At 64.7% G+C, this 10729-nt stretch carries 14 protein-coding genes and 1 pseudogene; 6 read left to right on the top strand and 9 right to left on the bottom strand.

Translation table 11 applies throughout. From position 1 onward, the window contains the following. The coding region (locus ON19_RS31275) for an SDR family oxidoreductase (protein WP_043701018.1) at nucleotides 1–809 on the top strand (809 nt) is incomplete at its 5' end. 256 nt (nucleotides 810–1065) lie between these two features. Further along, on the top strand, nucleotides 1066–1824 hold the full coding sequence (locus ON19_RS31270; protein ID WP_043701010.1) for a helix-turn-helix domain-containing protein: 759 nt from the start codon (nucleotides 1066–1068) through the stop codon (nucleotides 1822–1824). A gap of 87 nt (nucleotides 1825–1911) precedes the next feature. Here the strand turns inward: ON19_RS31270 and ON19_RS31265 are convergent, their stop codons facing one another. Then, on the bottom strand, nucleotides 1912–2604 hold the full coding sequence (locus ON19_RS31265; protein WP_255218430.1) for a histidine phosphatase family protein: 693 nt from the start codon (nucleotides 2602–2604) through the stop codon (nucleotides 1912–1914). A 260-nt stretch (nucleotides 2605–2864) separates the two neighbouring features. Here ON19_RS31265 and imuA' point away from each other — a divergent pair, with 260 nt between their 5' ends. After that, nucleotides 2865–3656: a DnaE2-dependent mutagenesis accessory factor ImuA' gene (imuA', locus tag ON19_RS31260; RefSeq protein WP_051169469.1), complete on the top strand. Its 792-nt coding sequence runs from the start codon at nucleotides 2865–2867 to the stop codon at nucleotides 3654–3656. 600 nt (nucleotides 3657–4256) lie between these two features. On the opposite strand, the gene ON19_RS31250 is transcribed toward imuA', so the two are convergent. Both ON19_RS31250 and ON19_RS43005 read right to left on the bottom strand, forming a co-directional pair. After that, a complete protein-coding gene (locus ON19_RS31250) occupies nucleotides 4257–4745 on the bottom strand; it encodes a hypothetical protein (protein WP_043701004.1) in 489 nt (162 codons plus the stop codon). A 474-nt stretch (nucleotides 4746–5219) separates the two neighbouring features. Beyond that, nucleotides 5220–5450 (bottom strand): hypothetical protein, encoded by a 231-nt coding sequence (locus ON19_RS43005; protein WP_051169468.1) that lies wholly within the window; start codon nucleotides 5448–5450, stop codon nucleotides 5220–5222. Nucleotides 5451–5561: 111 nt separating this feature from the next. Between ON19_RS43005 and ON19_RS44850 the strand changes: the two are divergent. Beyond that, nucleotides 5562–5774, top strand: a pseudogene (locus ON19_RS44850) (tyrosine-type recombinase/integrase); the annotation flags it as partial. A gap of 22 nt (nucleotides 5775–5796) precedes the next feature. Further along, nucleotides 5797–5934, top strand: coding sequence for a hypothetical protein (locus ON19_RS44115; protein WP_227954568.1), 138 nt, complete (start codon nucleotides 5797–5799; stop codon nucleotides 5932–5934). A 95-nt stretch (nucleotides 5935–6029) separates the two neighbouring features. Here ON19_RS44115 and ON19_RS31240 read toward each other — a convergent pair whose 3' ends face one another. Beyond that, complete coding sequence (locus tag ON19_RS31240; protein WP_043701001.1) at nucleotides 6030–6581, bottom strand: S1 RNA-binding domain-containing protein; 552 nt, start codon at nucleotides 6579–6581, stop codon at nucleotides 6030–6032. 271 nt (nucleotides 6582–6852) lie between these two features. Beyond that, a complete protein-coding gene (locus tag ON19_RS31235; protein ID WP_227954567.1) occupies nucleotides 6853–7308 on the bottom strand; it encodes a DUF4189 domain-containing protein in 456 nt (151 codons plus the stop codon). A 176-nt stretch (nucleotides 7309–7484) separates the two neighbouring features. Between ON19_RS31235 and ON19_RS31230 the strand changes: the two genes are divergently transcribed. Then, nucleotides 7485–8486, top strand: a complete 1002-nt coding sequence (locus ON19_RS31230) for a tyrosine-type recombinase/integrase (protein WP_083899735.1) — start codon at nucleotides 7485–7487, stop codon at nucleotides 8484–8486. Between the two features lie 80 nt (nucleotides 8487–8566). Here ON19_RS31230 and ON19_RS31225 read toward each other — a convergent pair whose 3' ends face one another. The 4 genes from ON19_RS31225 to ON19_RS31210 all read right to left on the bottom strand — a co-directional run. Continuing rightward, nucleotides 8567–8809 carry a hypothetical protein gene (locus ON19_RS31225; RefSeq protein ID WP_043700992.1) on the bottom strand — a complete coding sequence of 81 codons (243 nt, stop codon included), beginning with the start codon at nucleotides 8807–8809 and terminating at the stop codon, nucleotides 8567–8569. A 6-nt stretch (nucleotides 8810–8815) separates the two neighbouring features. Next, a complete protein-coding gene (locus ON19_RS31220; protein ID WP_051169465.1) occupies nucleotides 8816–9136 on the bottom strand; it encodes a hypothetical protein in 321 nt (106 codons plus the stop codon). 295 nt (nucleotides 9137–9431) lie between these two features. Next, entirely contained in the window at nucleotides 9432–9953 is a 522-nt protein-coding gene (locus tag ON19_RS31215) for a hypothetical protein (protein ID WP_043700989.1), read from the bottom strand. A gap of 192 nt (nucleotides 9954–10145) precedes the next feature. Continuing rightward, nucleotides 10146–10729, bottom strand: a 584-nt coding sequence (locus tag ON19_RS31210; protein ID WP_157229913.1) for a tetratricopeptide repeat protein, incomplete at its 5' end; no start/stop codon positions are given.

The following is a 10729-nucleotide window of genomic DNA, read 5'->3' as shown; positions in this document are numbered from 1 at the left end:
TTGTCACTGGAGCGAGCCGCGGCATAGGAGCTGCGATCGCAATCCGGTTGGCTGCGGAGGAAGCCAACGTGACGATGATCGGCCGCACGGCCACACCGCATCCCAAGTACCACGGCACCATCTATACCTCCGCCGCACGGGCCGAGGCCGCTGGCGGCGATGTCATGCCGATCGTCGCCGACGTTCGCGACGACAAGGCAATGGCGGATGCTGTGCAGCTGACCATCGATCGGTTCGGTGGTATCGATATGCTGCTGAATGTCGCGGCCGTGATCGAGCCAGCACCTGTGACGACCCTGACGATGAACCAGTACGACTACATGCAGGACATCAACTGTCGCGCAACGCTATTGATGACGAAGCTATGTATGCCAGCGCTCCAACTCTCAGCGCGAGCCGGTCGAGGACCCCATGTCCTGAACATCTCGCCACCGCTGAACATGGCTGCTGAGCAGATCGGCAGGTTTCCCGGATACACCGTCAGCAAGTACGGCGCATCCTTGCTGACCATCGGAATGGCCCATCAGCTCAATGATCTGGGCATCGCAGTCAACTCACTGTGGCCGCGCACCACGATCGACACCGCGGCTGTGCGGAACAAGCTCGGCGGCGATCAAGTTGCCGCGACGTCACGCAACGTTTGGGTCATGGCTGACGCGGCCCTGCTCGTCCTTACACGCTCGACCTGTACCGGCGAGCTGCTGCTCGACGACGAAGTGCTCGCCGGCCACGGAGTGACCGATCTCGAGAGCTATCGCGTAACTCCTGGAGCCAGTCCGCTGACCAACGACATATTCATCGATGACTGAATCGCTTGCCCCGACACTGGCGACGTCCCCAACCGCCCTCGTCGCTTCTCGGCCGCGCGCGTAATCGAATACGTTCTGCGCCAATATGATTTGCGCCACGTCATGGTCACCGATCCCCAGTTCACCGAGAAACGATCGGCTTCTTTGCCATAGCCTGGCCTGTTAGGCAGCCACGAAGCGTACCGCGGGTCTGCTCCCCCATCGATGTACCGCACACGCTCCCCGGGCTGTTGGAAGCCGAGCTAAGGCGCATGCGATGGTTGACGACGCTGATCTACCCGTACTGGCCAGGCTACTTCGGGCCGAGCGCGAGGCCGCCCAACTGACGCGCGAAGAAGCCGCGGCGATCATAAAAGTGTCCAAAACTCTCATTTATCTGTGGGAGCGCAAAGGCAAGATTCCCTCGGCCGAGACACTCGAGGCGTTCTTGGACGGCCTCGAGGTCCCTCAGTGGCGAAGACCTGCATACAAAGCGCTGACCCAGCCGCCGTTCAACCAGCTCAACTGGGACATGTCGCCGGTCGTCACCCCGGACGATCAGCTCGGCTTGGACCGCAACCTCGATCCGGCCTGCTACCACGACGACGCCTTCGACCTGTACGCCGCCAACGAACCGCTGTTGAAGCGGTTCCCTGGCCTTATCGCCCCCGCACCCGATGCCGCGGTGCGGCCTAACCTGCTCGAATGGGTGGTCCGCGATCCCGCCGCGAAGAAGGTGATCAGGAACTGGGAGGAGCGGGCCGTCGTCATGGCGAACGCCTTCCTCATTGTCGCGCCCGGGCGGATACCCGACCGGCGCATCCAGCAGATCATCGACTCATGTGAACAGGCACCCGAATGGCCCGAGATCTCCAGGATCCGCGCCACCGACGAGCACGTGCTCAATCAGCGGATTTTTCTCTGGGACTCCGAGACGCAGCGCTACGAGGACCGCATCATCACCGCCTACACCTTCAAATACCCCCCACGGCCGTACAACGTCCTCGTCCTGCAAGCAACGGCGCCGCAGAACTGACCCACGCAGGGGCCCGCCGGGAAGGCCATCGCGGTTCCTGACCGGCTCGACTTTTGACAGACTGCGGCGGTAGGTCCCATTCAGCGCTCATGAGTGTCGTCCACGCCGCGTGCTCCGGCGCAGTTGAGGCCTCAGATGTTCGGCGTCGTTCGCGCGCCGCAACACCCACCGCAGTCCCTCCGCCCCGCTTGCCTTGTGGTCGAGTGGGCGCAGCTGCCATTCGGTGATCGCGGTGTGGTCGACCTCCATTGAGGCATGCGCCTGGGAGTACGTCGCTTCCAGGAAGTGCTGGGTCGCGGCGAGAATGCAGGCTTGGTGACAGATCACCACAACCGTCTCACCGGGATGCTTCCCTGCGATCAGCTCCAGCTCACGGCCCACCCGGGGCGCCCGCTGCTCCCACGTCTGCTCACCCTCACCGACCGCCGCCGAGGCCACGAGCGGCTCGTCCCCGGAGGGCAGGCGCTGTGTCGACTCTCCCAGGACCGCCCCCGCCAGCCCAAGCAGCTCCGCGTGCACCGACAGGCCCAGCACGTCTGCCACCACGGCAGCGGTCTGCGCCGCCCGGCGTAGCCGGGTGCTGTAAACGTGGCTGATCTCGAGGGTGCACTGCTCGGCGGCCAAACGCTCCGCCAACCGCGCAGCCTGACTCCTGCCCGTCGGACTCAACTCACGATCGCCCGCCCGCCCGGCCGCACCGTCGTCATGAGATTCGCTGTGAGCGCAGCGAATCAGCAGCAGCCGCGCACCGGAACGCGCCTCAGGCTTGAACCTATCCACCAACCCACCACCTGATCTACAACCCGCCAGTATGTAAAGGTTCTCGTCCGCGACCACAGCATCACCCGCATCGAGAACCTGCCACCAACAACAGCGTGTTGTACAACGGCCTGTTGTACCGCCGCATCGGCGGCCACCGTGCCCACGGCAACCCCACGCGAGCTGCTACGAACGCTCCGGCGAGGGTTCCTGACCTATCAGCTATCGATCAGCGTGCCGCCTCGACGGCCGACCACCCGGTATGCAATTATACCGAACATATGTTCGATAGCTCGCAGGTTCGAGACAGTCAACGGTCCGACGGCACCACAGCCGCAGCACCGCTGACCGACCTGCCCCGCACCGAACAACTCGCACTCCTACGCGCCCGCATGGACGCCATCCACGGTCGAGTCGGCGCCCGCGAAGCCCCACCGATGCCATCCACCGCACCGGCCCACACACTCCCGATCCCGGGAGCACTCGGTGACGCTCTACCCGCCGGTGGACTACCACGCGGATCGCTGGTGGCCTGCACCGGACGCCTCGGCCCGCTGCTGGGCCTGCTCGCCGCGGCCACCGCCGCCGGGGAATGGACCGCAGTCCTCGGCTGCCCGAGGCTCGGGTTGCTCGCCATCGCCGAAATGGGCGGAAACCTGGCTCGTCTGGCCCACATCCCCGACCCTGGTGACGACCCCCTCGACATCGCCGCCGTCCTCCTCGACGGCCTGCCCCTGGTCGTGCTCGACCACCGCAGCACCCCAGCAGCCGGCCGCACGCGAGCCGTCCTCGCGCGGATCCGCAGCCACGAGGCCATCCTGGTGACAACGCACACCGGCTGGGCACGCCCCGACCTGGAAATCCACACCGAACTGGTGGAATGCGAGGGTATCGGCCGCGGGCGCGGACGGCTCCGATCGATCACCTACACCATCCATGTCTCCGGCCGAGTCGCGCGCCACCCACGCAGCACATCGCTACGGTTGGATCCCGCCGGGACGCAGCGGTCGTGCTGGACACGCCGACCAGCGGACTCCAACAGCTCCGACACTCCGATCAGCCGGATCGGTTGACCATGAGTACCTCCGCATCATCCCGCCACGCCACCACCAAACTGCTCACGCCTCCTCGAAGGGTTCTGGTCGACCCTCGGCGAATATGGGTGCCTCCTGTCCGCAGTCCCGAACGGACAATGCCGGTCACGCTCGGAGAGAAGGCAGCCGCGCTGGATCTACGCCTGGGAGAAACCTGGATCCCTGCGCTGGGCTACCGGTGGGCACGTCTGCGATTCGGGGCCGAACCTGTGTGGTTTCTCGAGGTGGAGCTAGAACTCCGGTCGGTCAACGGCCACGTCGCACTCACCGTCCGACAATGGGCGCCCGGGGACTGCGTCAAGCCAGTGTAAGAACCACTGCGGATCGCTCCGGCCTGGTCACTGCGCGCAGATCAGCGCGGGCAAGCAAGTCCAACCCCTTAGCAGCCACCAACAGCCCGCTGACGCGGCGCGTCGACGTCCTCAACTACGTAGACCACGAACAGGTACGCCGTTACACGACGCGGTCATCGAACCTCCGGAGAAAGCCGACCTCGACTGTGGTCGCAGCTCAAGATCGTCTCGTCGACACCGGTTGCGGGGCTAACCGCCGATAAGCGGGCGGAATCGGTGGGTGTGGCTAGAACGGCGGTTCGTCGTTGCGGCTGGACGCCGGTGGGCTGCCCCACGGATCGGAGCGTGCCCGCTCTGCTTCTGCTTCGGCTTCCTGCCGGGCCTTCTCGTCTCGCGTTCTGGGCAGGTCTGTCACTGTCCCGTATCTGGCCAGGCGATAGAGCAAGCGAAGTTGCTGACGATGGGTCCTGTTCGGCTCCCAGCGATCGCCGTAGTTGCGGTCGACGTCATCTGGATCCACGTTGGCGAGCTCACACAGCGCTAGAAAGATCACCTCGACGGTCTGCTGCTGCGGAAGGTTCGTCGCTCTCAAGGTGCGGCGAATCGTCTCGTGGTTGGCCGTGCCGGTCCGCTCATCGTCGTCCAGCCCTGCAACGACCTGGGCGACCTTTCTCATAGGTGGTTCGCTCGCCGCGATGTAGAACCGCCACAGCATCTCGATCAATGGCTCGTAGTCATCGGGCACATCAGTCGGTTTGGACAGGCGCGGCGGCATCGCACGTTCTCCTACTCATCGGCCAGTTAAGACTACTGACACCACCTTTCGACTGTCATTGACCATGTTGTGACTGGCTTCGACTACCGGTAATTCGGCCACAACACAGTGTCGTCTCTTATTGAATAGCACTCAAAACCACAGGTCAGCATTGGTATGTGGGGTCAAGGACACCACCCGCTCCAGCATTGGCAGCGGTCGAGAGCGTCGCCGCGCCCCAAGGCGACAAAGGCTGGCGGAGGTCGTTGATGAGCGAGGACATCGATCAGCAGTGGCATCAAGTGCTATCTGAACGGAACAGGCTGCGAGACGACCTGCAGGCGCTGATCGACGCGTTGCGTAAGCATCACGATGAGCGCCACCCCGGCGTAGCACGATGGTGTGACGCTGCGCCGTGCCGACTGTTGCACCGGCTGAAGAGTTCAGAGGTGTCGTAAACGGATCTTGGACACTCGGCCGTGTCCGCGCCCGAGATCAGGCGCGCGGGAATGTCGGTCCGCTGGACCAGAACCGGGCCATGTGGCTGCACACGTACCCGGCGTCGGCGTCTGTGTAGCCCTCGCCGGTGCGCTCGGCGATCAGGAGCCAGAACGATTTCGCGGTGAGGTAATGGCGGCTGGTCTGCCATGTGTAGCCCGGCAGCTGGCGGCGGAGGTGAGCCAATACCTTGGTGGCGATGCCGTTGCCCCACAGGTTCTTCTGCACATCGGAATGCTCGGCCTACGGATCGCCGAAACCTGCGGCACCGACATCGCCGACATCGGAGAAGAACACGGCCACTGAGTCCTACGGGTCGTAGGCAAAGGCACCAAGATCGTGCTCGTTCCGCTACCGCCGGCTGTCGGACGCGGGATCGACCGAGCGATCACCGACCGCGATATCGGGCCCCTCCTGCTCAACTCTCGCGGCCGACGGATGGACCGACACTGCGCCACCCGGCGGCTCCGTGCTCTGGCCAAGTCGTCGGTGGTCCGACTTCCGCATATGCACCCGCACATGCTGCGCCACACCTTTGTCACGACGATGCTCGACGCCGGGGTCGACCTGCGCGATGTTCAGATCGCCGCTCGCCACGCAGACCCGCGGACCCGCGGACCCGCGGACCACCATGCGCTACGACCGCGCACGAACCAACCTCGACCGGCACGCCAACTACATCCTGGCCGCCTACATGGCCTCCGGCACGTGACAACTCAACACACGCTACTGCCGAGTTGAGTGCACAACTGGCGACTTCGGCCGTGCTGGGACGGTAGCCCCTTCCTGATCCAAGGTGCTCGAAGCTCAGAGCTGACCGGTGGTTTGTCGGGAGAGGAGCAACTGACGTTTTTCCCGATCGACATGGGTGACAACGACCATGACATCGTCCCCGATCTGGACGACATCGTCCGGCGTCAGGGTGGGGTCTCGGCGATGAATCAGCCCCTCGATCCCATCCGCCACTTGGACAAAGACGCCGAACGGCACCAGCTTGGTGACGTGCCCGTGTAGTTCTCTGCCGACAGTGGTGCACTCGGCAAAGGCACGGAAGGGGTCGGGCTGCATCGCTCGCAGAGACAGCCTGGCCTCGGCATTCCAGGTGTCGAACTGCAGGAATTCACCGGAAACGCGCTGCCCGACCTGAACAACGCCGGAAGCCGCTTCGAAACGTCTCCAGGACAATTCCGGGATCGTGATGAACCCGACGCCCGGGTAGAGCGGATGCGGGGGGCCATCATCCAACGCCACGAACACGCCGAACGATTCAATCGCTGTGACGGTGCCGGAAAGGATCTCGCCGAGCCGCAATGACCCCAGGAACGCCCACAGTTCGGCGCTCTCGGCCCGCCAGTCCATCTGTCCAGCCTTTCATGACACGCTCAGCCCGCTCAACTACCCACGGAACGTCGCGCCATGGCAGTCGAGTAGCGCCGGAACGTACGCTCATGCCGCGACCCGCGCTGTTCGAACCGGCCAGGAGTGGACCCGGTCTGGGCGTGCACTTTCGGCTGATTCGAGGGGTTTCCCCCTCGTTAGAGCGAATAGTGCACGCCCAGGCCGGATCACACCGCGACAGCACCTCAGCACACGAGTATCCGCTCTTGCCGAGGACCGTGCTGGAACTAGATCAAGGCTGGGTGCAGGCATGTTCGCGATTGAACGAGCCGACGCTTCCGGTGCCGGTGGGGAGGTTGCGGGTGGCGTCTGCGTATGCCTCCCCCGGGGTCGCCCCCTTACCGAAGCCCACGATCGGGAACCCTGCGACGATCGCGAGCGGACTCGTCACGACTGCACCGCAGCCGTTCGCGAACGTCACCATCATCCGGCAGTCGATGATGCCTTGACCCTTGCACGCTCGGTCGGCGGCTCGAATGGCGTCGGCTTCCGTCGGGTGGTTGACCGAAAACGCGTAGACGTTGCCCCACACGCTGAGGGAAACGGCGCCCCAGTTGACCGGGTCGGCGGCGGCGGGCGGTGCCGCAAGAACGGCAGCGGCGCTCACCGAGAGCGCGGCGGCCGCAAAGAATTTGTTGAACATGTGGCGTGCTTCCTCTGCGCGCCGACCAGGGTGCGGCGATCGCATGGAAGATACCGCAGCGCATGGACTCGAGATCGCCCCAAGTCTTGGGGGCACGGCAAAGACCATCACGAACTGCGGTGTACGTGACGGATCTGCCGAAACCGATCTAGTCGCCCCTTGGCTGCGGGAGCGCCCTCGTCGGCGGCCATCGCCTCGCGCAGCGACGGACGCGGTCAACTATGACGACGTGTGGCCCGGGCGAGAGCCGTGGCTGCGGCGGATTCGGTCCTTGCCGATCGCCCGGTACACGCCGACGCGACAGTCGATGTGTATTGGACCGAGTCCGGGCGACCACTGCGGATTTCCGTCAGCTCCGCCGCTGCAGAAGAGTGGCCAACGCCAACCGGCCAGCCAGCACCCTCCGGGCATACCGCGGGGACTTGACCGGGTTCGCCGAGCACTACGACGGCGACCTGGCGGTGATGGGCGTGGAACCGGTGCGCGCGTTCCTGTCCGAGATCGCCGACCAGTCTCCGGCCACCCGCAAGCGGAAACGCGCGGCGGTCGCGGCGTTCTGCCGGTGGGCGGTGCGCCACGAGCGGCTGGCGGCGAATCCGATGGACCGCGTCGACACGATCACCGTGCCGAAACGGCTGCCGCGCCCGGCCCCGGCCGCCGAGGTGCGCCGGGTGCTGGACGGGATCTGCGCGCGACGGCCGCGCAAGGACGTGCCAGTCGACGTGCTGCGTGATCGGGTGCTGTTCGAAACCGCCTACGTGTGCGGCGCCCGCGCCAGCGAAGTGTGCGGGCTGTATGTCGAAGACTTCGACCTAGCCCTCGACGAACATGTGCGCGTGCACGGCAAGGGCGGCAGCGTGCGCACCGTGCTGTTGGATGATCGCGGCTACGTCGCCCTGGTGCGGCTCTATCTCGCCCGCACCGGATACACCTCAGGGCCGATGTACCGCGCCAGCATCAACGGCCGCGGCGGCCCACTGTCCTACTCCGCCGCCCACCACCGGTGGCAGCGCTACTGCGCTGCCGCAGGCGTCGACATCGATATCCACCAGTTGCGGCATTCCCACGCGACCGAGCTGATCAACGCCGGCGTCTCCATCGAAGTGGTACGCAAGCGGCTCGGGCACGCCTCCACCGAAACCACCCAGGTCTACGCCCTGCTCGCCGACAAGGTCGCCGACGAGGAGATCCGCGCCGCACGGCGGCGACGGACGAAATCCTGACCGGCGCCCCATGAGAAAGGGCCCCGGCGCCGTGGTGGCGCCGAGGCCCATCTCCTGTGCGGTCCGGTCTGTCTCGCCTGTCAGTCCGCTGAGTTCCCGGACTCGATCCGATGCTGCTCGAGGATGTCTTCGTACTGCAGTTGCCGGTCCTCGTCCATGTCCTCCGCGGAGTCGATGCCGATCGACCACGGGATCGGGCACGGGGGTGCATGGTCAGGATTCGGGCACAGCAGATGGGCGATCTGGTCCGAGAGCTTTCTCGCGTCGGCCTCGGTGGCCACGACGCCTACCTTGATCTCCCACAACCTCTTCGTATCCGACATACGAACTCAGATCTCCTTGCAGTGCCGTTTGTAGTGCCCCTGCGGCACCGACCGATCGGCGTCCTTCTTAGCCGCCGCGACCGCCGCCGGCTTCGTCTTGCCGCTGCCGGTTCCGGTGATGTACCCGATTGCTTCACCACCATGGACGACCAGCTGGCACTTGACCGTAGCGGTGTGTCGCGCCACGAACTCGATCTGCGCCGTGGCAGCGAGATCAACCGTAGCCGGTGCAACCGCGCCAGGTGTGGCCGCACTCGGACCCGCGAACACGACCAGCGCCGCGGCCGGTATCAACACAGCGGCGACCAACTTACGTTTATCCATCATCGAACCTCCCCTACTCGCGGGCGAACTTCGATTCGTCCGTCCCCTTCATCTACTTAGATGCAAGACAGAGGGTTTCGGTTCCCATGATCTTCCGAAGCCCGGCCCGAGGTCCCACCGGACACCCGCGCACATCGAGCTCTTGGACTACGGCTCAGAAGGTTTGCAGTCCGCGCTCGCGCTGTTCGGTTCGGCGCTGAGTCCAGACCGGCGCGAAGTGGGTGTTCTCGGCAGTCGCAACCGGACTCGGCAAGATCTGGCGCAGGGTGTCACACATCAGCCCCTCTGCGACAGCCGGTCACTCACGTCCGGGCAGCGCCGGCATTACGTGCAATCCGAGCTCATTGCGTATCGCACTGACAAGACCATATTGGGCCGTCCAAAGCTGGTTGAGCAGATCAGGCGGCACTTCGGTGGCCTCGAGACTTGCCCGAGCGGCAGCCATCTGTCGAGCGATCGTCACAACTTTCAGGCACGCATCGGAGGTCTCCTGCGAGGTGCAGACCAATCGGGTGGCGACCCATGCCGATTCCAACCGCACTTTGTGCTCCAGCCCGTGTTCATCGAACAGGGGTGTCATTTCGTTGGCAACGCGGGCATGTGGCACAGCAGTGACTTTTACGCGCTCGCTCATCACGAATGCCACGTACTGGCGGTAGGCGGTGACGAAGTCGTTGTAAGTCGATAGGCGGATATCCCGCCAGTGACGCTCGTTCTCCCGATCCCACTGGCTCAGCTGGTTCCGTATCGTCAACCATCCGCCGAGGACGACACCGATCAGTACCGCCAGTGCCGAGATGGCATTCCCCACGACGTCCATGTGGCCCCCTCCTACCTGTACAACCAGAATGACTTGTGTTGTTGCTCAAGGAAAGAGGTGCTCAAGGGGAGCTGTCCGACCATGGTTAGAAGCCCAGACGAACCGCGTCAGGATGACGCGAGAACCACTTCTTCTTGACGCTGTTCAAGCCGTTCACGGGCGTGGCGTTGGGGTGTACCCCAAATGGACGGATCAGCCCTCACGGTGGTACTCACGCGCCTGCGCAAGATTACTGCGAACGATCGCGGTATTGGGGTGGTCGGGCCCGAGGATCCGCTCGGCGTCGGTGAGGGTCTGCTCGTACAGCTCGATCGCCTGCGAAGTTCGCCCCGCCGCTTGATAGGCGCCGGCGAGGTTGTTGCGGAAGGTCAGGGTTCTCGGGTGGTCAGTGCCGAGGATCCGCTCGGCGTCGGTGAGAACCCGCTCCAACAGCTCGATCGCCTGCGAAGTTCGCCCCGCCGCTTGATAGGCGCCGCCCAGGTTGATGCGGAAGGTCAGGGTTCTCGGGTGGTCAGTGCCGAGGATCCGCTCGGCGTCGGTGAGAACCCGCTCCAACAGCTCGATCGCCTCCGCAGTCCGCCCCGCCGCTTGATAGGCGCTGGCGAGGTTGTTGCGGGAGGTCAGGGTGTTGGGGTGGTCAGTGCCGAGGATCCGCTCGCGGTCAGCGAGAGCCTGCTCGTGCAGCTCGATCGCCTCGTCTGTCCGGCCCGCCGCGTCGTAGGTGCTGGCGAGGTTGTTGCGGGAGGTCAGAGTGCTGGGGTGGTCAGTGCCGAGGA

This window comes from Nocardia abscessus NBRC 100374 (genome assembly GCF_000308455.1).
Classification (GTDB): Bacteria; Actinomycetota; Actinomycetes; order Mycobacteriales; family Mycobacteriaceae; genus Nocardia; species Nocardia abscessus.
Note: the sequence above shows the minus strand (reverse complement) of the source record. Positions and strands in the feature narration are given on the sequence as shown.

What these genes read in the sequence shown, in the direction of transcription:
- ON19_RS31270 (WP_043701010.1), top strand. Translation starts at nt 1,066, where the DNA reads ATGGTTGACGACGCTGATCTACCCGTACTGGCCAGGCTACTTCGGGCC.
- imuA' (WP_051169469.1), top strand. Translation starts at nt 2,865, where the DNA reads ATGTTCGATAGCTCGCAGGTTCGAGACAGTCAACGGTCCGACGGCACC.
- ON19_RS31250 (WP_043701004.1), bottom strand. Translation starts at nt 4,745, where the DNA reads ATGCCGCCGCGCCTGTCCAAACCGACTGATGTGCCCGATGACTACGAG.
- ON19_RS44115 (WP_227954568.1), top strand. Translation starts at nt 5,797, where the DNA reads ATGTTCAGATCGCCGCTCGCCACGCAGACCCGCGGACCCGCGGACCCG.
- ON19_RS31240 (WP_043701001.1), bottom strand. Translation starts at nt 6,581, where the DNA reads ATGGACTGGCGGGCCGAGAGCGCCGAACTGTGGGCGTTCCTGGGGTCA.
- ON19_RS31235 (WP_227954567.1), bottom strand. Translation starts at nt 7,308, where the DNA reads ATGCGATCGCCGCACCCTGGTCGGCGCGCAGAGGAAGCACGCCACATG.
- ON19_RS31230 (WP_083899735.1), top strand. Translation starts at nt 7,485, where the DNA reads ATGACGACGTGTGGCCCGGGCGAGAGCCGTGGCTGCGGCGGATTCGGT.
- ON19_RS31225 (WP_043700992.1), bottom strand. Translation starts at nt 8,809, where the DNA reads ATGTCGGATACGAAGAGGTTGTGGGAGATCAAGGTAGGCGTCGTGGCC.
- ON19_RS31220 (WP_051169465.1), bottom strand. Translation starts at nt 9,136, where the DNA reads ATGATGGATAAACGTAAGTTGGTCGCCGCTGTGTTGATACCGGCCGCG.
- ON19_RS31215 (WP_043700989.1), bottom strand. Translation starts at nt 9,953, where the DNA reads ATGGACGTCGTGGGGAATGCCATCTCGGCACTGGCGGTACTGATCGGT.